Source organism: Pseudomonas sp. GL-B-26, from assembly GCF_019947405.1.
Taxonomy (GTDB): Bacteria; Pseudomonadota; Gammaproteobacteria; order Pseudomonadales; family Pseudomonadaceae; genus Aquipseudomonas.
This window is the reverse complement of record NZ_JAGYGJ010000053.1, coordinates 1-23667: the sequence shown is the minus strand read 5'-3', so window position 1 is coordinate 23667 and position 23667 is coordinate 1. Positions and strand designations below refer to the sequence as shown.

The following is a 23667-nucleotide window of genomic DNA, read 5'->3' as shown; positions in this document are numbered from 1 at the left end:
ATAATGCGCGGCGAATTGCCGGGGGGCTCGAACGATCAATGTTGAAGTTTTTCTACTCATTCCTGCTGATGCTTGGCGCAGTTTACGGCCCCGTTGTGCGCGCGGAATCGGTATTGTTCCTGAGCCCTGGAAAGACTGACGAAGCCTTCTGGATCAGCTATTCGCAATTCATGCAGGCGGCAGCCACGGATCTGGGCATCGATCTGCGAATTCTCTATTCCCGACGCATGCCGGAGCTCACGTTGGCGCAAGCGCGTCAGGCGCTGCAAGGCCCTGATCGTCCGGACTATCTGGTGTTCGCCAACGAACAGTACGTCGCCCCGCAGATCATTCGCCTGGCCCAGGGCAGCGGGGTAAAGCTGTTTATGGTTAACGCTTCGCTGACGGCCAATCAGCAGAGTCTGCTGCGGGATCGCTCTGATCAGTTGGGCAGCCTGGTGCCCAACGATGAGGAGGGTGGCTACCTGATGCTCAAGGAACTGATTCGCCAGCATCCGCCCGCGGCGCCCGGTCAGGTCATCGAGTTGCTGGCGTTTTCCGGCCTGAAGATCACCCCTTCGGCGCAACTGCGCGAGCAAGGCATGATGCGGGCCTTGGCCGAGCACCCTGAAGTGCGCTTGCGCCAACTGGTTTACAGCGGCTGGACCCGGGAACGGGCCTACGAACAGGCCAAACTGCTGTTCCGGCGTTATCCGAAGGTCTCGCTGGTGTGGTCAGCCAATGACGAAATGGCGTTTGGCGCCATGCAGGCGTATTCGGAGACGGGTGGGATACCCGGCAAGGATGCGTTGTTCAGTGCGGTCAACACCTCGCCGGCGGCGTTACAGGCGAAGGTCGACGGACGCATCAGCGTGCTGTTGGGCGGGCACTTCACGTTGGGCGGCTGGGCGCTGGTGGAGTTGCATGATCTTGAACTGGGTGTGGATCTCAGCCATTACGGCGGCCGAGACCGGCAAATCCCGTTGCTGCAATTGATCGACAAGGCACAGGCCAAGCGATTGCTGGCCATGGGGGAATCACCGGATTACGGTGTGAACTTCCGCCGTCTTTCAGCCAAGGGCCGGTCGACGTCGTATCGCTATCCGTTCAGCCTGCAAACCTTGATGCGCTAAACCCCGGCCAGATGCACCACCAGTTGCACGATGCCGTACAGCGTCAATGCGAACACCGCGGTGAACAAAATCCCCAGAATCACGAAATGACTGGGCTTGCCGTGAGTGAAGTCCCGCGCCCGGTTCTTCCCGCTCTGCACCCCGAACGCCGCCGCCATGACGCTGTGCAGCATCTGCCAGAAAGTGGGCGGCTTGTTGTCGGCTGGATCGTCCATAAACCCCTCGTCTGCCGTTTGAGTAAGACAAGCATAGACAACCCACGGAAAGAAGATCGCCCCAGGCGCTACCCGGTATAAATATGTACCGCCCTGGACGACAAACCTGCTGATTGACTGGTGCTTCATTTAACAGCATCAGGTATTGCCACATGAGTGGAATCCCAACGGCCCAGGAAAAGGGCCTTCACAACCATTTCATCAAAAAAAAGCTGCACGATCGGATACGCCACCTGACCCCGGCAAACATCCAGGCTCTGGATCGGGCGAGAACACCAGGAGGCCTGGCCGAAAATGCCATGCCAGACTGGTTTCAGAAGGCCTCCAGCGACCAACGACAAACCGTACGGGACGACCAGAAGCGCAGTCGAACCGCCAACGAAACCCTGGCAAAAACACTCACCGGGCTCAAAGGGGTCACCGAATTCGCGAAGCCGTTGCTCGAAGCAGCGTTGCAAAAAAAGTTCGGGTTGAAAGTTGATGTTGCGCAGACCTGGTTCTACGAGCCCTTTGCAGGCTCGCTGATCACTCACCAGACACTGCTGCAATTGGCACTGCGCAATTTTGAAGAACACCAGGCGTTTGATGAACATGACGTCATTGCTGAACGAGGTATGCGGGCTGCCTCTCTGGAAACTCAAGGAGGACCTTACGGTTGGGACTATCCGCAAAAGGGCCCTTCAACGCGCTACAGGATCAAGAAGCTACCGATAAAGCCCGCCGATTTCGCCTCGCTGTGCCGTGAACTGGATATCGGCAAGCAGTATCAGGAACATCTGACGGCGATGTTTGACGCCGCGGACAGGGCGGCCACCGTGCGCACCCAAACGCTCGGCGCGTGGGCGGACAGTCTGCGGGTGCATGCCCATATCGCCCACCTCAAATCGCTGATCACGCCATCGGCCTACAGCACATTGCTGGCCGTGCTCAACGGCGACAAATCGGCAACACTGGATGGTGAGCGCGTCACTTGCAGTCAGTTGCATGTGCTGGGGTCGCCTGTCAGTGAGCTGTTTGTCATTGGCGCAAGCCGGCGCAAAGGTAAAAAGGTCAACTTCAGCTGGACCAATCCCGGTGTAAACCTGTTTGACGTACTGGGTTACCAGGACTCGCGGATCATCGTCTGTATTCCGGGCGATCCGGTGGCGCCGGTCATGGAATATGCCTCGCTCAAGTCCTTTGAAAATGACCTGAGCTACAGGCTGCGCGATATGAACTACCAGCGCTCTTTCCTCAGGCTCATTCCTCACGGTGATGCGGGCAAGTTCCTCGGCAAGATCAAGACTGCTCTGCAAACACTCAAATGGAACCCGGATTTCCCACACCGTAAAGAAACCCTCTTGGGGCACATAGACGGAATCTACGAAAATGTTTACCGGGACGAGCCGGCTCTTGATATCAGTGAAGAATTTTTTGGCACGGAGCTGTTCGGCGAGCTGTACACGCGGCACCAGACGCGCCTCAAGGAGACAGCCGAGCAACTGGCGGTACCGACGGCCAAGGTCGATCATGACGCCTGGTATGAACGACTCGCCCGCTATGCCGAGTGGGGGCTGAACATACTCAACGTGGCGGCTTTTTTTGTGCCCGGCCTGGGCGAGGTAATGATGGCCGTGATGGCTGTGCAACTGACCACAGACATTTATCACGGGGTTGAAGCGTGGAGCATCGGGGACACGGATCAGGCCTGGAGTTATTTGAAGTCGGTGGCCGTGAACGTGGCATTCATGGCGGCTGTAGGCGCGGCTGTCAGTAAAGCGCCGAAAGTGCTGTCTACACCCATCGTCGATGGCCTGGTCAAGGTCAAATTGCCGTTTGGCAACGAACAGTTGTGGCGGCCTGGCTTGACGCCTTACCTGAGCGACAGGGTCTTGCCGGCGGGGCTCAAGCCCGACAAGCTTGGGCAGTATGAAGTGGGCGGCAAGACCTATATCAGGCTCGACGGTAACGTCTACGAAAAAACCTTCGACCCCACGCTGAACAAATGGCGTTTCAAACACCCGACGGACCCGAACGCTTACTCCCCCGTTCTTGAACACAACGGTGAGGGCGCGTGGCGCCATCGTTTCGAGCGCCCGCTGGGGTGGGATCGTGCCACCTTGTTACGACGTCTTGGCCCGGTCACCGACGGTATTGACGCGGCGACGCTGGAGAAAATCGCCGATATCAGCGGCGTTAACGACGACGCGTTGCGCAAGATCCATACGGATAACCTGCGCTTGCCATCAGCGTTATCCGACACGTTGCGGCAGTTTCAAATCGACCGTCAGCTCAATGAAATGATTGAACAGATTCGTCTCGATCAGCCGGTGCCGGACAGCCGCTACAACGCGATCTTGCCACACGTGATCAATATGCCGCGTTGGCCGCAGGGGCGGGTGATCGACGTGTTCGACAATGCAAGCCTGAGCGGTGCTTCGTCCCGCTATGGTGAGGCGTCGACACCCGTGAAGCCGAGCATCAGGATTTCCCGTGAGGATGTGTCTGCCGGGAAATTGCCCGAACGAGTGCTTGCGGCACTGGAGGAGGAAGAAATCGTTCGCTTGCTGGGGGTGAAGGTGCACGGGTCGAGGCAGAGCGTGAAACGGTTTTTCGACAACAGCTTGGCGACCACCTTTCGGGCAACAAAACCTCATTGTTCGACACACTCAGCCAGGATTCCAAGGCAACAACGCGTGAAATTCAGGCGCTGCAGCGTACTTTCCCCAGTCTATCGACGGACGCGGCGCAAGGAGTCCTGGCCAATGCCACCGCCAAGGAACGGCTGCACATCAAACAAACCGGCCGACTTCCCACCAGTCTGTTGCTCAAGGGGCGTGCGCGCGCCCGGGTGACTCGGCTGAACAAGGCCTTGGCCGGACTGCAGCTGGAGAGCATGGCGTCATCCGACAGCCAGCGCCTGGCGCTGCACAGCCTTGAAAAACTCCCCGACAGGCCGAAAAGCCTGCGCCTGGAAGTTCGTCAGGGCGATTGCGGCGGAAAACTGCTCGACACCATCGGTAGCGAGACGGCCGAGCAAGTCAAATACCTGGTCAAGGACGGCTATCAACATCATCAAGCCAATCAGTTCCAGGCCTTCGACCAGCAAGAAAACTCGTTGAGCAGCGTACCGAAAGAAGGCGACAACTTTTTCTCTTCGGTCATGCATGCGTTGCCGGACGACGTCCGCACTCAGTTGGGCATGCCCAATGTGACGCAGGGTGCCAGGTTACAAAAGACGTTGACCACCTACGCCATGGGCCACCGTGATCAGATGATGGAAACCCTCGTGCCCAACGCCGCCATGCCACGATTCCGTTCGCCGGTGCGACTGGCCGACGGCAGGGTCGGCTACCCATTGAGCGGGCGAGGTGCCGGAGCAAAGGTGAATCCCTCATTGGTCTCCAGGTTGCGGGATGTCTATCCGATCTTCTCCGATGAGGTGGCGGAATTGATGGTCATCAAGCTTGCGCGTGATGGCATGACCGAAACGCAGATCGCCCATTTTCTGAACATGCGGGGCCGGGAATACGAGGCCCTGACGGCGCAGCTCGAACAATGGATAACCAGCGGCGGCCAGAATACTGCCCGCCATCAAGTCGCACGAAACATTCGATACGTCTGGCAGCGGAGGGGTATTTACGATGGCGATGCCAGTGTTTCTCTGGACGTGGGCGCTGCAGACAGCCTGCCGGAACTGGCCGGCAACTTTCCTCACGTAAGTCGTCTGAATATGAGTGTTGGTGGAGTATTGAGTCAGACGCCGGAAGCCTTTGTGCGCCAGTTCCCCAACGCCCGGTCGCTGACGTTGGGAGTCCAGGATGGCGTCGATAGGGTTCAACTGGCCGAGAGACTAAAGGCACTGCCGGGTATTCGTGAGCTGGAGATGGCAGGGCCGCTGGGTCCGGAATTCACCGACGCTGCCCAATCGGTGATAGACGCGATGCCACAACTGCAACGATTGGACGTGATCGGCATGGCGGGCGAGCTGGATGTCAGTCGCCTGACTCAACTGCATTCGTTGAGTGTGTACGGAACGACAGAGGTCTGGCCGAAGGGCGCTCTGCAATTGCCGCAGCTCAGGTCGCTGGATCTCACTCACTCAAGCGTCAAGACACTTCCCCCTGAATGGCTATCCGGTCATGAATCACTGTGGCCCGGCATGAAACTCAACTGGGCCAGGCTGAGCACTGAGGACTTCGTGAAGGCATACGAGTATGTGCACGACAATCCTGCGCATTTGCTGGATACCGGGCAAATGCTGGATCGTTATTGCCAAGGCACGCTACACAACGCCCTGGAGACAAGCGACGAGCTTTCGAAGATTGCCCTTGGGCGAATGAAGGTTGAGGGGTTGGCAGGGCGGGTGTTGCTGGCACGGATCAATGCACTGCGCCAGGATGGACAGGCATTGCGACAGCAACTGGAGGCGTGGCAGCAGCGAACAGCAAGAGTCAATGGCCGGCAAGTCAACATTCGGGAACGAGAATCCGTTGCCCGGCGAATCCGTGAGTGTTGGCGTGATGGTCTGCGTAAACGCTATGGCGGTACGCAGGAGGCACAGTCTTCGCAGCCTCTGGCCGGGTCTTCAACGGTGTGGCCATTGCCTGGCATGCCGCGACAAATCATTGCATCGACTCTTGATTTGTCCGGCTGGCCGCTGGGCGATCTGCCTGAACTGCCAGCGCTGTCAGCAACGAATTTTGCCCATGTGCAAACCCTGCAAATGTCGGGTGTGGTGGCCTCATCCGAGGATTTCAGTCGTTTTTTGAGCGGCTTCACCGACATTCGTGGGTTGGATCTGAGTGGCAATCAACTGCAGGATCTCCCGTCGGCATTGGGCAATCTCGGAAAACTCAGTTATCTGGAGCTGAGCCGAAATCACCTGACAATTACCCCGAGTATGCAGCAACGCTTGAACCGGTTGTCTGCCCTTGAAAGCCTGGACTTGCGCTATAACCGGCTCGATTCGCTGGATGTCAGCGCCATGACCCGCTTGAAGACCCTGCGTGTGGGTCATTCCGCCATTAAGGACTGGCCAAAAGGTGCATTGAACTTGTCCGGCCTCGGCAAGCTCGAGTTGAACAACAGCGCTATCACGACGATTCCTGAGGCTGCCCTGACCGGCCATGACGCTCTAAGGATCGATATGACTGGCTGTCGATTGACGGCCAAGGCCCGCACCGATTTGCTGGCGAGTACTTCTTCCGAAACACCCATGGGTATCTCCAGAGCCAGCTTGCAGGCGGGCATTACCCTGGGTGAGCCAGAGTACTTTCCGGTTCTGGTCGCGCAAAATCCGGACTTGTTATTGCCGCTGCCCGTTGTACCTGGCAATGACCTGACACGCTTGACCCCACAAGCCCGCTTGCGAAGGCTTGATCCGGACCTGCCAGGCGTCGAGGCGATACGGATAATTGATGAACTGACGTTACGCCATGGCGGCGCTGGCCCCCTGTATGAGCAATTGGCCAAATGGGACAGACAACATCAGGCATTGACGAAGACCCTGAACACATGGATCGAAACCCAACCACAGCGGATGGGTGAATCCTCTCCTCCTGTGTGGATTGCAGCCACCGAGCGTCGTCAGGCGGCTGACCGGATAATGGCGTGCTGGAGGCAGAACCTTCGCGGGGCGCAGGCCGTGGAGAGCGCATCGGGAGGTTACATCCTTGATCTGTCCGATAACCCCTTGGGCAATCTCCCGGCTCTACCCGCCGACTTCGCTCATGTCGGTGCGTTGAACCTGAACAACGTTTATCTGAGAGAGGAGGGGCTAAGCGATTTCCTCGGCGCGTTTACTCACGTTCATACCCTGGCGCTGAATGCCAACGCATTGAGTGCCTTGCCAGAGTCCGTGACCTCATTGAACAGCCTCAAGCGACTTTCGGCAGTCAATAACCGTTTTTCCAATGCACCTCAGCTCCAGCGTCAGCTTGCAGGATTGAGCAACCTGGAATCATTGAACCTGTCCGAAAACTGGCTTGAGTCGCTGGATGTCAGCCCTCTTACCCGTTTGCAGGCCCTCGATCTGAGTGGCAATCGCCTGGTCATCTGGCCGCAGGGAACGCTTCAGCTCCCCTCGCTCAGCGCGCTGGATTTGCGCGACAACATGATCGAGTCCATTCCGTCGGTCCTGATGGCCGATGAACACAGGGAATTGCGTGCGGGCACGAATCTGGCCAGCAACGAAACTCTGGATGGCGCGAGCCTGCTAATGCTGCGTAATCAGGTGCTGGAGGGCGAGCAGATAGTGGGATGGACGCCAGAAGAGATTGATGAGGCGTTGGAGCGGATTGATAGCAGTAGCGACAGCCGCAGCTTTAACGACAGCGATAGCGATGACTCGATTGCAAGTGACGTAGAAGTAGATTTGGATGAGGTGACAGGTACTGACGCCCGTGAGCGATGGATCGCTCCGTCAGCAGCCGACTCAGAGGAATTGATACGGATATGGAATGACTTCGAGCAAGCGCAAAACAGTAAGTTCTTCTTCAATCTGCTGACCAGAATGGAAGGTACGACAGACTTCCTGACGGGACGTCCTGATCTTGTGCGGCGGGTCCATACCGTGATGAGGGTGGCCGATAGCGACGCAGGTCTGAGGGATACGATCTTCGAAATGGCGAGGTCTGGCGCAACCTGCGTTGATGGTCAAATCCTGTTGTTCAGCGATATAGAAGTTAAGACTTTCGAATGTGAGACCGCGAAGTCAATTTCCCCGGGCCAACAAGGTAAAGTCTTGTTCAGACTTGGCAGGAACCTGTTTCGCCTTGGCGAAGTCGAGAAAATCGCTAACCGCGACATTGTCCAGCGACAGGCAAGCCGCCGTTCAACTGATCCGGCGGAAGTGCGGTTAGCCTATCGTATCGGCCTTGCCGAGCGACTTGAGTTGCCGGGGCAACCAAGAGGCATGCGCTACAGCGGCAACGTAACGCCTGTCATGCTGGATGCGGCCCATGCTGAAGTGATCGCGGCAGAACAATCATCGGCATTTGTTGATGATTTGGTCGGCCGCCAGTACTGGAGCGACTATTTGAAGGACAAATACCCTGAACGGTTCGCCCAGGTGCGAGAGGGGTTTGCAGGCAGAGAGCATGAGGTAGACGAGGCGTATCCAAATTACGGCGAAGGCGCGGAGGAACAGTACAAGACCGCCATGCGGGTGATAGAGGCAGACCTTCTCTTCGAGCAAGGAAAGTTGGTGCGCGAATTGTCTGAAAAAGAACGGACGCTGGTGGGGCTGTAACGTTTAGCGGCAGCTTTCACAAGAACCCCGGGAGTCGCACCAGTCGACTCCCGGGACCATCATCAGTTGTCGTAACCCAGGTTCGGCGCCAGCCAGCGCTCGGTCACGCTCAACTCCTGACCCTTGCGCGACGTGTAGCTCTGCACTTGATCCTTGTCGATCTTGCCCACGGCAAAATACTGCGCCTGCGGGTGAGCGAAGTACCAACCGCTGACCGCTGCCGCCGGGAACATGGCGTAGTGCTCAGTGAGGAACACGCCGCTGCGGCCGGCTTTCATTTCCGAGGCCTCGGGGTCCAGCAACTTGAACAGTGTGGATTTCTCGGTGTGATCCGGGCAGGCCGGGTAGCCCGGGGCAGGGCGGATACCGGTGTATTGCTCTTTGATCAGCGCCTCGTTGTCGAGCGTCTCGTCCTTGGCGTAACCCCAATAATCTTTACGGACCTGCTGGTGCAGCCACTCGGCGCACGCCTCGGCCAAACGGTCGGCCAGTGCCTTGACCATGATCGAGTTGTAGTCGTCGCCGGCATCCTGATAGGCCTTGGCCACTTCTTCGGCGCCGATCCCGGCGGTGGTGATGAAACCACCCACGTAGTCGGTCACTTCGCTGTCCTTCGGTGCAACGAAGTCAGCCAGGGAGAAGTTCGGTTTGCCGTCGGTCTTGATGATCTGCTGACGCAGGTGATGCAGCTTGGCAATCGGCTTGCCGTCATCGCCATAAACTTCGATGTCGTCGTCACGCACCTGGTTGGCCGGCCAGAAGCCGAACACCGCGCGGGCGCTGATGAGTTTCTCGTCGATCAGCTTGGCGAGCATTTCCTGGGCATCGGCGAACAGCGCGGTGGCGGCTTCACCGACCACTTCGTCCTGCAGAATGCGCGGGTACTTGCCGGCCAGGTCCCAGGAGATAAAGAACGGCGTCCAGTCGATGTATTCGGCCAGGACTTTCAAGTCGATGTTGTCCAGCACCTTGGCACCGGTAAAGGTCGGTTTGACCGGCGCGTAAGTGCTCCAGTCGAACTGCGGTTTCTTGGCGATGGCCGCCGGGTAACTCAGGCGCTCGGTACGGGCGCTACGGTTGGCAGTACGCTCGCGGACGTCGATGTATTCCAGGCGGGTCTTCTCGACGAAAGCCGGTTTCAACTCCTTGGACAGTAACTGCGTCGCCACGCCCACGGCGCGGGAAGCGTCGGTGACGTAGATCACTGCGTCGTTGCTGTATTTCGGCTCGATCTTCACTGCCGTGTGCGCTTTCGAGGTGGTCGCGCCGCCGATCATCAGTGGCAGATGGAAGTCCTGACGCTGCATCTCGCGGGCCACGTGGACCATTTCATCCAGCGATGGCGTAATCAGGCCGGACAAGCCGATGATGTCGCACTTCTGCTCCTTGGCCACTTGCAGGATTTTTTCGGCCGGCACCATCACGCCGAGGTCGACGATGTCGTAGCCGTTACAGCCCAGCACCACGCCGACGATGTTCTTGCCGATGTCGTGCACGTCGCCTTTTACCGTGGCCATGAGGATCTTGCCCTTGGCTTCCGGTTTGTCGCCTTTTTCCAGTTCGATGAACGGGATCAAGTGGGCCACGGCCTGCTTCATCACGCGGGCGGATTTCACCACCTGCGGCAAGAACATTTTGCCCGCGCCGAACAGGTCGCCGACGATGTTCATGCCGGACATCAGCGGGCCTTCGATCACTTCGATCGGGCGAGCGAACGACTGACGGGATTCTTCAGTGTCTTCAACAATATGTGTGGTGATGCCTTTGACCAGCGCATGCTCCAGACGCTTGTTGACGTCCCAGCCGCGCCATTCTTCGGTTTCGGTTTCCTTGACGCTGCCGTCGCCCTTGTACTTGTCGGCAATGGCGAGGAGGGCGTCGGTGCCTTCCGGGGTGCGGTTGAGCACTACGTCTTCAACGGCGTCACGCAGCTCGGCCGGGATCTGGTCGTAGATCTCCAGCTGACCGGCGTTGACGATGCCCATGGTCAGGCCGTTGCGGATCGCATACAGCAGGAACACCGAGTGAATCGCCTCGCGCACCGGGTTGTTGCCCCGGAACGAGAACGACACGTTGGACACGCCGCCCGAGGTCAGCGCGTACGGCAGTTCGTCACGGATGTAGGCACAGGCATTGATGAAGTCCACAGCGTAGTTGTTGTGTTCTTCGATACCGGTGGCCACGGCGAAGATGTTCGGGTCAAAGATGATGTCTTCCGGTGGGAAGCCGACTTCGTTGACCAGAATGTCGTAGGAGCGTTTGCAGATTTCTTTCTTGCGCGCTTCGGTGTCGGCCTGGCCGGCTTCGTCGAAGGCCATCACCACCACGGCGGCGCCGTAGCGCTTGCACAGTTTGGCGTGATGAATGAACTGCTCGACGCCTTCTTTCATGCTGATGGAGTTGACGATGCCCTTGCCCTGGATGCACTTGAGGCCGGCTTCGATCACTTCCCACTTGGAGGAGTCGATCATGATCGGGACGCGGGAGATGTCCGGTTCGCCGGCAATCAGATTGAGGAAGGTCACCATGGCCTTCTTCGAATCGAGCATCCCTTCGTCCATGTTGATGTCGATCACCTGGGCGCCGGCTTCAACCTGCTGCAGGGCGACTTCCAGGGCTTCGGTGTAATTGTCTTCACGGATCAGCCGGGCGAACTTGGCGGAACCGGTGATGTTGGTGCGTTCGCCGACGTTGACGAACAGCGAGCTGCGATCGATGGTGAACGGTTCCAGGCCCGAGAGGCGGCAGGCCTTCGGGATGTCCGGGATTTCGCGCGGCGCATAACCGGCGACGGCGTTGGCGATGGCTTCGATGTGGCCCGGCGTGGTGCCGCAGCAACCGCCGACGATATTGAGGAAGCCGCTTTGGGCAAATTCTTCGATGACCTTGGCGGTTTCCGACGGCAGTTCGTCGTACTCGCCAAATTCATTCGGCAGGCCGGCGTTCGGGTGCGCGGATACGTGGGTGCTGGCCTTGTTCGACAGTTCTTCCAGGTACGGGCGCAATTCGCTGGCGCCGAGGGCGCAGTTCAAACCGACCGAGATGGGCTTGGCGTGGGCCACGGAGTTCCAGAAAGCTTCGGTAGTCTGGCCGGAGAGCGTACGGCCGGAGGCATCGGTAATGGTGCCGGAGATCATGATCGGCAATTCGACGCCGAGTTCTTCGTACACACCTTGCACCGCGAAGATCGCCGCTTTGGCGTTCAGGGTGTCGAAAATGGTTTCGATCAGAATCAGGTCGGCACCGCCTTCGATCAGGCCTTTAGTGGCCTCGGTGTAGTTTTCCACCAGTTCATCGAAGGTCACGTTGCGGTAGCCAGGGTTGTTCACGTCAGGCGACAGCGAGCAGGTGCGGCTTGTAGGGCCGAGCACGCCAGCGACGAAGCGCGGCTTGTCCGGGGTTTCCAGGGTCTTGGCGTCTGCCACCTTGCGCGCCAGGCGTGCGCCTTCTACGTTTAGCTCGTACGCCAGGCCTTGCATGCCGTAGTCAGCTTGGGACACTTGGGTGGCATTGAAGGTGTTGGTTTCCAGAATGTCGGCGCCGGCATCCAGGTAGGCTTTCTCGATGGCGCCAATCACGTCCGGGCGCGTCAGGACCAACAGGTCGTTGTTGCCCTTGACGTCACTTGGCCAGTCGGCGAAGCGTTTGCCGCGGTAATCCTGCTCTTCGAGCTTGTAGCTCTGGATCATCGTGCCCATGCCGCCATCGAGAATCAGGATGCGCTCTTTGAGGGCGTGCTTGAGAGCTTGAAGGCGAACACTGCGATCGGACATTTGGACTACTCGGAAAGACCATGACGAAGGGGCGGGATAATAGCAAACCTGCGTGGTTTTAGAGCATGTCCCGGTTTTGCATGAATATCGCTCATGTTGGAGCGGGGGGCAGACCGGTAGAATCGCGACGTTTTTTCATGATCGGGACCAGGGATATGTCTTATCGCGTCATCAGCATTGTTTTGCTGTTTTTAAGCTGGGGCGCCGCCGCGCAGGATCCGGCCATTTCCTCTGCCATTTCCTACAGCCGCGACATCCAACCGATCTTCACCGAAAAGTGTGTGGCCTGCCATGCCTGCTATGACGCCGCCTGTCAGCTCAACCTGGGCAGTGGCGAAGGGGCCGCTCGTGGCGCGACCAAGGTCCCGGTCTACGACGGCCAACGCCGCCAGGCTGCCGCGCCGACCCGGCTGTTTTATGACGCCTTCGGTAAACGCGCCTGGCAGCAAAAGGATTTCTATTCGGTGCTCGACGCTCAAGGCAGTCAGGCCGCGTTGATGGCGCGGATGCTCGAGCTGGGCCACAAAACGCCTTTGCAACCCAATGCCAGGTTGCCAGAAGAGATCGTTCTGGGCCTGAGCCGGGAAAACACGTGCGCGATGCCGGCCGAGTTCGACGGCTACGCCAAATCACATCCCAAAGAGGGCATGCCGCTGGCGGTCACCGGTCTGACTGACCAGCAATACCAGACGCTGCAACGCTGGCTGGCGTCCGGCGCGCCGATTGACGAGCAAGGTCTTGTACCGAGCGCCAAAGAAGCGTTGCAGGTGGTGCAGTGGGAAAACCTGCTCAATTCACCGGGCGGACGGCAAAGCCTGGTGGGGCGTTGGTTGTTCGAGCATTGGTTTCTCGCTCATCTCTATTTCAAGGACGGCGAGCCGGGGCATTTCTTTCAGTGGGTACGTTCGCGCACGCCGACTGGCCAGCCGATTGATCTGATCAACACACGCCGCCCGAATGACGATCCGGGCACTCAGGTGTATTACCGCTTGTGGCCGGTGCAAGGCGTGGTTGTGCAGAAGACGCACATCACCTACCCGTTGAGCGCGGCGAAGATGGCACGGATCAAAAGCCTCTTCTATAACGGCAACTGGCAGGTCAACGCCTTGCCGGGCTACGGGCCGGAGCGTCGGGCCAATCCGTTCACCACGTTCGAGGCAATCCCGGCCCAGGCGCGTTATCAATTCATGCTCGATAACGCCGAATACTTCGTCCGTACGTTTATTCGCGGCCCGGTGTGCCGTGGGCAGATCGCCACCGACGTGATCCGCGATAACTTCTGGGCACTGTTCCAGGCGCCTGAACATGATCTCTACATCATCGATCCGAATTATCGCGGCCAGGCCACGCCGTTGTTGGCGATGCCGGGGCAGAACGACGATGTCGGCAGCGTCCTGAGCCTGTGGCATGACTACCGCGACAAGCGTAACGAGTACGAGGCGCTGCGCCGTGACAGTTACGCCGACGCGCCGGCGCCGAGCTGGTCGACCTTGTGGGCCGGTAACGATAACGCCTTGCTGACGATCTTCCGGCATTTTGACAGTGCCTCGGTGAACAAAGGCCTGATCGGTGACGTGCCGCAAACGATGTGGCTGTTCGACTTCCCGCTGCTGGAGCGCACCTATTACCAGTTGGCGGTCAACTTCGACGTGTTCGGCAACGTCTCCCATCAGGCGCAAACCCGGCTGTACTTCGACCTGATCCGCAACGGCGCCGAGCAAAACTTCCTGCGCCTGATGCCGGCCGATTCGCGCGACGACTACCTCGACGACTGGTACCAGAGCGGCGGCAAATTCAAGATGTGGCTGGACTACGAGGCCATCGATAACGACAAAGAGACGGCGCTGGTACTGGACGAAAAGGACCCGAAACGCGATTTCACCCTGCAGTTGCTGGCCCGTTACGGCGACCTCAACGCCAAGCCGGATCCGATCAACCGTTGTGACGGCGCTTATTGCTCGCGGCCGAACATCGATCTGGCCTTGCAGAGCGCCGAGCAGGCGTTGAGTCGTCTGACTTCGCGTCCGGCGGCCGGGCTGAAGGTTATCGATCAGTTGCCGGAAGCGACTCTGCTGCGCATCGAAACCGCGAGCGGCAAGCGTGAGGTTTACAGCCTGCTGCGCAACCGGGCGCACAGTAACGTCGCGTTCCTGCTCGGTGAATCCCGGCGTTATCAACCGGGGCTCGACACGATCACCATTTTTCCGGGCGTGCTCAGCAGCTATCCGAACTTCATGTTCAACATTCCGGCCGAGCAAGTGCCTGAGTTCGTGGACGAGATGGAAAACGCCAAGGATGCTAATCGCTTCGAAAAAATCGTCGAGCGCTGGGGCATTCGCCGCAGCCATCCGCAGTTCTGGTTCTACTTCCATGACCTGAGCCGGTACGTCCACGAGACCGATCCGGTAGAAGAGGGCGTGCTGGACATGAACCGGTACGAGAATCTTTGATTAAGGGCCCTGTGGCGAGGGGGCTTGCCCCCGTTGGGTTGCGAAGCAGCCCTCTGCATTCTTCAGATACACCGAGTTGTCTGGTTTACGACTGCTGCGCAGCCGAACGGGGGCAAGCCCCCTCGCCACAGTTCCCGACAAAAATACTAGGACTTTGTACGGCGCGATGATTGGCGTAAACTGCGCCCAAGCCTGCGAGGAGTTTCCATGACCGCTATTACCATTACCGACGCCGCCCACGATTATCTGGCTGATCTGCTCTCCAAGCAGAACACCCCAGGCATCGGCATCCGCGTCTTTATCACCCAGCCTGGCACCCAGTACGCCGAAACCTGCATTGCTTATTGCAAGCCGGGCGAAGAAAAACCTGAAGACACGGCGCTGGGGCTCAAAAGCTTCACCGCTTACATCGACTCGTTCAGCGAAGCGTTCCTGGACGATGCGGTAGTCGACTACGCCACCGACCGTATGGGCGGCCAGCTCACCATCAAGGCGCCAAACGCCAAAGTACCGATGGTCAATGCCGACAGCCCGATCAACGAGCGTATCAACTATTACCTGCAAACCGAGATCAACCCGGGGCTGGCCAGCCACGGCGGTCAGGTCAGCCTGATCGATGTGGTCGAAGACGGCATCGCCGTGCTGAAGTTCGGCGGCGGTTGCCAGGGCTGCGGCCAGGCAGACGTTACCTTGCGCGAAGGCATCGAGCGCACCTTGCTCGAGCGCATTCCCGAGCTCAAGGGCGTTCGTGACGTCACCGACCACACGCAGAAAGAAAATGCCTACTACTGAGTAAGGTGTTCGCTGCAAACATAAAAAACGGCGCCCCGTGAGCGCCGTTTTTTTATGGGTGAAATTCACTGACGCCTTCGCGAGCAAGCCCGCTCCCACATTTGATCGCATTCCAATGTGGGAGCGGGCTTGCTCGCGAAGGGGCCCTATGGGCGATACAAATGCGCATGCCCCGCACGGTACAGCGATGATTCACTGAAGTGATCACTGCCCAAAACCCGACCCACCAAAATCAACGCCGTGCGTCGAAATCCCTTGGCTTCAACCTTCTGGGCAATATCCGCCAACGTCCCCACCACCCAGTCCTGATCCGGCCAGGTCGCCCGGTGAATCACCGCAATCGGGCAATCCGCGCCGTAATGCGGCAGCAATTCGGCCAGGATTTTCTCCAGATGATTAACCCCCAGATGGATCGCCATGGTCGCCCCGTGCTGCGCCAGGCTGCCGAGCTCTTCGCCGGCGGGCATCGCGGTTTTGTCGGCATAGCGGGTCAGGATCACGCTTTGCGATACGTCGGGTAACGTTAGTTCCGCGCCCAACAGCGCCGCGCAGGCCGCCGTCGCCGTGACACCGGGAATGATTTCAAACGGGATGTCGAGTTCGCGCAGGTAGCGGATCTGCTCGCCAATGGCGCCGTAAAGACTCGGGTCGCCAGAGTGCACCCGGGCCACGTCCAGGCCCTTGGCATGGGCGGATTTGATCAGCTCGATGATCTGTTTCAGGTGCAGTTCGGCGCTGTTGACTACCTGTTCGGCGCGATGGCCTTCCAGCACGGCGGCGGGCACCAGGGAGCCGGCATAGATGATCACCGGGCAGCTGCGAATCAGCCGTTGGCCTTTGACGGTGATCAGTTCCGGGTCGCCGGGACCTGCGCCAATGAAGTAGACGGTCATCGTCGGTTCCTGTGAGAAAAAGGGGCTGGGCAAAGCTTCAGATGAAGATTGCTCATGATCGAAGGCGAGGATTATCGAGGATTTTAGGCGGCGCCGGCCAATGCCAAGGTGGCCTGGGCATATTTTTGTCGTGAAATCAGCAATTTTGCCGGTGCCTGGGTCAGTTGTTCGGCCAGGGCCAGGGCGGCACTTTCCGCTACGCCGTAGCAGCCGGTGCGTTCGAACGCGATGTCCGAGCGGTGGCTGAGTTGCGGTTGATAGCCGGCCAGTTGTTCGCTGCTGAAGTACATCAACGGTAACTCCAGCTGTTCGGCCAGTTCGATCAAGCCAGGTTCTTCGCGCTTCAGGTCGATGCTGGCCAGCGCCTTGATCTGGTGAAGTTCGATTTTATGTGCCTGTAACGCCTGATCGAGCAGCGCCCGCAGCGTGCTGACGGGGCAGCCGCGCTGGCAGCCCAGGCCGACCACTAAAGTCGGCGCTGTGCTGATCTCAGTCATGCGTGGTATTGACCATCGCTTTTGCGGCGGAACAACCAGGCACTGATCAGGCCCAGGGCCAGCCAGAATGCCACGTTGGTCAGCTGCGAAGCGATTTTGAACTGAGCTTCCAGGGCTTGCGGAGCCAGCATCGAGTGGACTTCCGGTTGTGGTGCGCCGATCACGTGAGGAACGGCCAGGATTGCTACGCCGAGCACTTTCATCAGCCAGTGACGGCTGAACACGATCAATGCGATGCCAACTGCGGTGGAGGCAGCCGTGCCGATCCACCAGATCTGCCGTTGCGCCAAATCAGCCGCGGCAGTGCCCGGCAGCTCAGGCGGCAGACCGAGGGTCGGTGCCAGCACGAACGTCGCGTAACCGGCCAGACCCCAAAGCAGGCCTTGGGAGGTTTTGGTCGGAGCGCGCAAGGTGTAAAGACCGGCCAGCATCAGCGCGAAACCGACTGCTACCACCAGGTTGCCGCCGGTAGTGGACAGCACGCGCTGCCAGCCGTCTTCCGGTTCCCACGCTTCAGCATCGTGGGTGTGAGCGGCGACTGCACCTGCGGCGTGTTCGTGAACTTCAACAGCGGCGGGCTCGGATTTTTCGAACGTCTCGGCCTGCAGAATCAGTGGCGCCACCCAGAAGCTTTGCAGCAGGGTCAGCAACAGGGCGGCCAGCAGCCCGGTGAACCCTGCGGTTTGCGCAATACGCTTGATCATGTCATCAGGTCTCAATGGCACGGGAATGCGGAGCTGTGGCGGGTATCGTGCGCGGCGTTATGCACCGCTTCGATGTGCGAGAAACCGGCGAAATACACCAGGCAGGCACCCAGGATCGACGCACATACGGCGGCGGTCAGGCGTTGAGTCAGGGTGTTGGTGGTGCTGGCGGTGCTCTTATCGGTGTTGCTGCCGGTGCTGCTGATGATCGACATGGCGCTTCCCTCTGGTCTGTCAGCGGGTGATTTAGAGCGCATGGAAGACCCCTGCGAGTCGGGCACGCAGAGGTTCAAACAGCGCCCGCCCACCGCGGGTTTGTTATTCAGTGATCGTAATGGTCACTTTGTGTTGCGGGCCGGTCTCCGGGCTCACGAGGGGCACTGGCTTTCGCCTTGACCTGCAAGCATCACCTTCCCATGCCGAACTGCTGGCACAGTGGATCTGACGCTTCGCTCGCTTACCGTTGCGGGGGCAGCACCGGACTGACATGACTTTAGAGTAAAGCACATGATTCACCGGTTTCCCGTTTCACCCTCTGAAGGGCACCCGTAACAAGGCGTGTAGGAGAGCATGGGCGGGGGTTGGACGTCAATTGGCAAGGGTTCTCAGTTGGAAACTGCGGCGCTCCCTTCGCGAGCAAGCCCGCTCCCACATTTGGAATGCATTCCCCTGTGGGAGCGGCGGTGCGACGATTCGACTTGCTCGCGAAGGGGGCGCCATAGAACTCAGGTGAACATTGACCCGCCCCCACACGATGCGTAGCCTTGCGCTTTCGAGGTTCTTCGGCGTCTGCCGAAGCTAAGAAGGGAACGCGGTCGATGCCGCGGCTGCCCCCGCAACTGTGAACGGTGATGTTCGCTGCCACGCCACTGCAAACCCTGTGCAACGGGTTCGCGGGAAGGCGCAGCGAATGCCAGGCCCACAAACCCGGCACACCGTCAGCCAGGAGACCTGCCTCGACACAGATTCTCACTACAACCGGGCGGGGTGATCCGGTGGCGGAACTCTTGCGCGCGCACATCCGTCGCAGCGATTGTCGTCCCGTATGCCCGCCACCTTGCCAAAGGGCATCCGATGAAAACACTGGCCAAACTCCCCGTCACCATCGTTACCGGCTTCCTCGGCTCGGGCAAAACCACCTTGCTGCGGCACATGCTCGACAACGCTCAGGGCCGTCGCATTGCGGTGATCGTCAACGAGTTCGGCGAGCTGGGCATCGACGGCGAAATCCTCAAGCAGTGCTCCATCGGCTGCACTGAAGAAGAAGCCAACGGCCGCGTCTACGAACTGGCCAACGGCTGCCTGTGCTGCACCGTTCAGGAAGAGTTCTTCCCGGTGATGCGCGAACTCGTCGCCCGTCGCGGCGACCTCGACCACATCCTCATCGAAACCTCGGGCCTGGCCCTGCCAAAACCGTTGGTGCAAGCCTTCCAGTGGCCGGAAATCCGCAGCGCCTGCACCGTTGATGCGGTGATCACCGTGGTCGACAGCCCAGCGGTTGCCGCCGGCACCTTCGCGGCTTTCCCGGACCAGGTCGATGCCCAGCGCAAACTCGACCCGAACCTGGACCACGAATCGCCGCTGCACGAACTGTTCGCCGACCAACTGGCCAGCGCCGACCTGGTGATCCTCAACAAGGCCGACCTGATCAGCCCCGAAGACCTGGCCCGTGTGCGCCTGGAAGTCGCTGAAGAACTGCCGCCCGCGGTGAAAGTCATCGAAGCCAGCAGCGGTCGTCTGCCACTGGACGTGCTGATCGGCCTCGGCGCCGGCTCCGAAGAACACATTGACAGCCGTCACAGCCATCACGATCACCACCATGAAGGCGAAGACGATCACGACCACGATGCCTTTGACTCCATCTCCATCGAACTGCCGCAAGCCGACGAAAGTCTGCTGCTGGACGCGCTGACCCAACTGGTGGTCCAGCACGGCATCCTGCGCGTCAAAGGCTTCGCGGCGATTCCGAACAAGCCGATGCGCTTGCTGATCCAGGGCGTGGGCACACGTTTCGACAAGCACTTCGACCGTCAGTGGGGCGCCGATGAAGCGCGCACCACGCGTCTGGTGTTGATCGGTCAGGCGCTGGATGCCGCGCTGCTCGAAACGCAATTGCGCGCCGCGCTCAGCGTTTAAGCCATGCACCTGCTCAGGACCCAGCCCGGCGGTTTCGTGTCGGATGACAACATTGCCGACCTAGGGCAAACCCCCGCCGAGCTGGTGATCCTGTGCAGCGGCGATTCCAGCCTCGCGCTGCTCGCCGAAGCGGCGCAGCAGTTGCCCGACGATTACCCGAGCGTGCGCCTGGCCAACCCGATGCAGGTGCAGAATCACGCCTCGGTCGATCTCTACTTCGACGAAGTGCTGCGCCACGCCAAGGTGATTCTGATTTCGTTGCACGGCGGCATCGCCTATTGGCGTTACGGCGTCGAGCAACTGGTGCAACTGTCGGAGCGCGGTGTGCAGCTGATTCTGGTGCCAGGCGATGACCGCCCGGACCCTGAACTCAGCGAGCTAAGCACGGTGGGTGCGGAAGACCGCGATCGGCTCTGGCAGTTTCTGCGTCAGGGCGGCATGAGCAATGCCCTGGATTTTTTCCGCTGCCTTGCCAATCGTTGGCTGGATCGCGACTACGCCTGGGCCGAGCCGCAAACCCTGCCGCGCACGGCGATCTACCACCCGCAAAAAAGCCCCGCTGAACTGAAGGATTGGCAAGCCGACTGGCAGGCCGATCAACCGGTGGCGGCGGTGCTGTTCTACCGCTCGCATTTGCAGGCGGCCAACACCGGTTTCATCGATATTTTCTGCCAGCGTTTGCAGGTGGCAGGGTTGAATCCTTTGCCGATTGCAGTGGCCAGTTTGAAAGAACCCGGCTGCCTGACGGTGGTCGAGGACCTGTTGGACGAAGTCGAAGCCGGCGTGATTCTCAACACCACCGGTTTCGCTCAATCCAGTCCCGAAGCGCCGCACTTGCGACCGTTTCGCCGCAACATCCCGGTGATCCAGGCGATTTGCGCCCAGGACAACGAACCCGGTTGGCGCGCCAGCGAACAAGGCCTCGGTCCGCGCGATCTGGCGATGCACATCGCGCTGCCGGAACTGGACGGGCGGATCATCAGCCGACCGATCAGCTTCAAAGACCTGGCCTGGCGCAGTGAGCGCAGCCAATCCGATGTGGTCTGCTATCGGCCACAACCGGAGCGTATGGATTTTGTCGCCGAACTGGCGCGACGCTGGATCGATCTGGCGCGGGTGCCCAATGCTGAAAAACGCATCGCCCTGATCCTCGCCAACTACCCGACCCGTGATGGTCGCATCGGCAATGGCGTGGGTCTCGACACCCCGGCCGCCGCGCTGAATATCCTGCGTGCGCTGCATAAAGAAGGTTATCCGCTGCCGGCCGAGTTGCCTGATAGCGGCACCGCGTTGATCCAGCAGTTGCTGGGTGGCGTCAGCAACGACCTCGAAACCCTCGACCAACGTCCGTGTCATCAAAGCCTGTCGATGGACGACTACAACCTGATGTTCAACGCCTTGCCCGAGTCCAATCGGCAGGCCGTGCTGGAACGATGGGGCTCGCCGCAAAGCGATCCGATGTGCCGTGGCGGGCGAATGATGATTGCCGGACTGCGCTTTGGCCTGACCTTCGTCGGCATTCAACCGGCGCGGGGTTATCAGGTGGACCCAAGTGCGGTGTATCACGATCCGGACCTGGTGCCGCCTCACGGTTACTTGGCGTTCTATTTCTGGTTGCGCAACACTTACGGCGCCCACGGCGTGATCCACGTCGGCAAGCACGGCAACCTCGAATGGCTGCCGGGCAAAGGCGTCGGGCTGTCGGAGCATTGCTGGCCGGATGCGCTGCTCGGGCCGCTGCCGAACATCTATCCGTTCATCGTCAACGATCCGGGCGAGGGCGCCCAGGCCAAGCGCCGTACGCAGGCGGTGATCATCGATCACCTGATGCCGCCGCTGACCCGCGCCGAAACTTACGGCCCGCTACGCAACCTCGAATTACTCGCCGACGAGTATTACGAAGCGCAATTGCTCGATCCGCGCCGTGCCCGGGAATTGCAGCGCGACATCCTGCAACTGGTGCGCGAGACGCACATCGACCGCGAACTGCAACTGGACGAAAAACTCGACAGTGATGCTGATGCGGCGATCTGGTTGCCGCGTCTGGACACGTATTTGTGCGACTTGAAAGAGTCGCAGATCCGCGACGGCCTGCACATTTTCGGCGAATCACCGACCGGGCGTTTGCGTATCGATACGTTGTTGGCGTTGTTGCGTATTCCGCGTGGCGACGGGCGTGGTGCGCAATCGAGCCTGCTGCGTGCCTTGGCCAAGGCGTTCACGTTGGGCTTCGATCCGCTGGATTGTACGCTCGCCGAGCCTTGGATCGGGCCGCGTCCGATTGAACTGCAAGCCCTCACCGATGAAATCTGGCGCACGGCAGGTGATACCCGCGAACGTCTGGAACTGTTTGCCGCGCAATTGATCGAGCAAGCCTTGGTCACTGAGGTTGAGCAGCTGAACGAGCCAGGCTGGTCAGAGATGAAAGCCATCATCGACAGCCTGCGCGAAGTCGTCGCGCCACGACTGGACGCCTGCGGTCCGGCGGAAATGCGCGGTCTGCTCGACGCCCTCAGCGGTCGCTTCGTGCCCGCCGGTCCCAGTGGTGCGCCGAGTCGCGGTCGGCTCGACGTGCTGCCGACCGGGCGCAACTTTTACTCGGTGGACGTGCGTAACCTGCCGACCACAACCGCGTGGCGCATCGGTTTCCAGTCGGCCAACCTGATTCTCGAACGACACCTGCAAGACCACGGCGATCACCTGCGTCAGCTCGGCCTGTCGGTGTGGGGTACCGCGACCATGCGCACCGGTGGCGATGACATCGCCCAGGCCATGGCGCTGATGGGCGTGCGCCCGGTCTGGGCCACGGGCAGTCAGCGGGTCGACGACTTCGAGATTCTGCCGCTGAGCCTGCTGGACCGTCCGCGCGTGGACGTGACGTTGCGCGTCTCCGGATTCTTCCGCGATGCCTTTGCCAATCTGATCCGCCTGTTCGACGCCGCCGTGCAAGCGGTCGCCGCCCTCGATGAGCCGGACGACCTCAACCCCTTGGCGGCCAAAGTGCGTGCCGAGCGCGAAGCATTGATGCAATCGGGGCTGGATGAAGACGCGGCCAAGCGTCAGGCCGGTTGGCGCATCTTTGGCGCCAAACCCGGTGCCTATGGCGCGGGCGTGCAGGGCGCCATCGATGGTCGTCTGTGGCAAAGCCGTGACGACCTGGCCGAGGTTTATCTGAACTGGGGCGGCTACGCTTACGGCGGTTCTGACGAAGGCACCGCGGCGCGAGCGCAGTTCGCTCAGCGCCTGAGCCAGGTTCAGGCTGTGCTGCAAAACCAGGACAACCGTGAACACGACTTGCTCGACTCCAACGACTATTACCAGTTCCAGGGCGGCATGCTCGCGGCCGTGGAAAGCCTCAGTGGTGAAGCCGCGGCCAGTTACCATGGCGATCACAGTCAGCCGGACTTGCCGAAGATCCGCACGTTGAAGGAAGAGCTGAACCGGGTGATTCGCTCCCGGGCAGCCAATCCGAAGTGGATCGACGGCGTGAAGCGCCATGGCTATAAAGGCGCGTTTGAACTGGCGGCGACGGTTGATAATCTGTTTGCCTTCGACGCTACAACGCAGTTGATCGACGACCACCAGTACGCGTTACTGGCGGATGCGTATTTGCTGGATCCGGCGACCCGGGATTTTGTTCGCGAGCATAATCCGCATGCGTTGCGCGACATGACCGAGCGGATGCTGGAGGCGCAGCAGCGGGGGATGTGGAAGGAGCCGGGTGACTACCGTGAAGCGCTGGAGAATTTGTTGCTCGATATAGAAGAAGACAGTTAGTGCGCTAAACCCTGTGGGAGCGGGCTTGCTCGCGAAGGCGGCGTGTCAGTCAACATCAGTATTGAATGTCCCACCGCCTTCGCGAGC

General features: G+C 59.7%; 13 protein-coding genes and 2 riboswitches. Of the genes, 7 read left to right on the top strand and 6 right to left on the bottom strand.

Features of this window, described 5'->3' with window-relative positions:
* Positions 1 to 38: 38 nt before the first annotated feature.
* Complete coding sequence (locus KGB23_RS25760) at positions 39 to 1112, top strand: ABC transporter substrate-binding protein (RefSeq protein ID WP_223433076.1); 1074 nt, start codon at positions 39 to 41, stop codon at positions 1110 to 1112.
* On the opposite strand, the gene KGB23_RS25755 is transcribed toward KGB23_RS25760, so the two are convergent.
* Positions 1109 to 1327 carry a DUF2970 domain-containing protein gene (locus KGB23_RS25755; protein ID WP_008154959.1) on the bottom strand — a complete coding sequence of 73 codons (219 nt, stop codon included), beginning with the start codon at positions 1325 to 1327 and terminating at the stop codon, positions 1109 to 1111. The genes KGB23_RS25760 and KGB23_RS25755 overlap by 4 nt on opposite strands.
* A 152-nt stretch (positions 1328 to 1479) precedes the next feature.
* Here KGB23_RS25755 and KGB23_RS25750 point away from each other — a divergent pair, with 152 nt between their 5' ends.
* Positions 1480 to 4161 carry a dermonecrotic toxin domain-containing protein gene (locus tag KGB23_RS25750; RefSeq protein WP_223433075.1) on the top strand — a complete coding sequence of 894 codons (2682 nt, stop codon included), beginning with the start codon at positions 1480 to 1482 and terminating at the stop codon, positions 4159 to 4161.
* A gap of 41 nt (positions 4162 to 4202) precedes the next feature.
* A complete protein-coding gene (locus tag KGB23_RS30275; protein ID WP_317851634.1) occupies positions 4203 to 8558 on the top strand; it encodes an NEL-type E3 ubiquitin ligase domain-containing protein in 4356 nt (1451 codons plus the stop codon).
* Positions 8559 to 8620: 62 nt separating this feature from the next.
* Here the strand turns inward: KGB23_RS30275 and metH are convergent, their stop codons facing one another.
* Positions 8621 to 12331, bottom strand: a complete 3711-nt coding sequence (gene metH, locus KGB23_RS25740) for a methionine synthase (RefSeq protein ID WP_223433074.1) — start codon at positions 12329 to 12331, stop codon at positions 8621 to 8623.
* Between the two features lie 155 nt (positions 12332 to 12486).
* Here metH and KGB23_RS25735 point away from each other — a divergent pair, with 155 nt between their 5' ends.
* Together KGB23_RS25735 and nfuA are read left to right on the top strand one after the other, a co-directional pair.
* Positions 12487 to 14781: a fatty acid cis/trans isomerase gene (locus tag KGB23_RS25735; protein ID WP_223433073.1), complete on the top strand. Its 2295-nt coding sequence runs from the start codon at positions 12487 to 12489 to the stop codon at positions 14779 to 14781.
* A gap of 207 nt (positions 14782 to 14988) precedes the next feature.
* Positions 14989 to 15573: a Fe-S biogenesis protein NfuA gene (nfuA, locus tag KGB23_RS25730; RefSeq protein WP_046048486.1), complete on the top strand. Its 585-nt coding sequence runs from the start codon at positions 14989 to 14991 to the stop codon at positions 15571 to 15573.
* A gap of 146 nt (positions 15574 to 15719) precedes the next feature.
* Here the strand turns inward: nfuA and cobM are convergent, their stop codons facing one another.
* From cobM to KGB23_RS25710, 4 genes are all read right to left on the bottom strand, one after another.
* Positions 15720 to 16466, bottom strand: coding sequence for a precorrin-4 C(11)-methyltransferase (gene cobM, locus KGB23_RS25725; RefSeq protein WP_223433072.1), 747 nt, complete (start codon positions 16464 to 16466; stop codon positions 15720 to 15722).
* Positions 16467 to 16549: 83 nt separating this feature from the next.
* Positions 16550 to 16963 carry a cobalamin biosynthesis protein gene (locus tag KGB23_RS25720; protein WP_223433071.1) on the bottom strand — a complete coding sequence of 138 codons (414 nt, stop codon included), beginning with the start codon at positions 16961 to 16963 and terminating at the stop codon, positions 16550 to 16552.
* Positions 16960 to 17667: a CbtA family protein gene (locus KGB23_RS25715; RefSeq protein WP_150655646.1), complete on the bottom strand. Its 708-nt coding sequence runs from the start codon at positions 17665 to 17667 to the stop codon at positions 16960 to 16962. The genes KGB23_RS25720 and KGB23_RS25715 overlap by 4 nt, the downstream gene beginning before the upstream one ends.
* A gap of 11 nt (positions 17668 to 17678) precedes the next feature.
* On the bottom strand, positions 17679 to 17882 hold the full coding sequence (locus KGB23_RS25710) for a CbtB domain-containing protein (protein ID WP_008150980.1): 204 nt from the start codon (positions 17880 to 17882) through the stop codon (positions 17679 to 17681).
* A 120-nt stretch (positions 17883 to 18002) separates the two neighbouring features.
* Positions 18003 to 18232, bottom strand: a riboswitch (cobalamin riboswitch).
* Between the two features lie 193 nt (positions 18233 to 18425).
* Positions 18426 to 18641: riboswitch (cobalamin riboswitch) on the top strand.
* Positions 18642 to 18741: 100 nt separating this feature from the next.
* Between KGB23_RS25710 and cobW the strand changes: the two genes are divergently transcribed.
* Positions 18742 to 19803, top strand: coding sequence for a cobalamin biosynthesis protein CobW (cobW, locus tag KGB23_RS25705; protein ID WP_317851632.1), 1062 nt, complete (start codon positions 18742 to 18744; stop codon positions 19801 to 19803).
* 3 nt (positions 19804 to 19806) lie between these two features.
* On the top strand, positions 19807 to 23580 hold the full coding sequence (cobN, locus tag KGB23_RS25700) for a cobaltochelatase subunit CobN (protein ID WP_223433070.1): 3774 nt from the start codon (positions 19807 to 19809) through the stop codon (positions 23578 to 23580).
* Positions 23581 to 23667 lie beyond the last annotated feature (87 nt).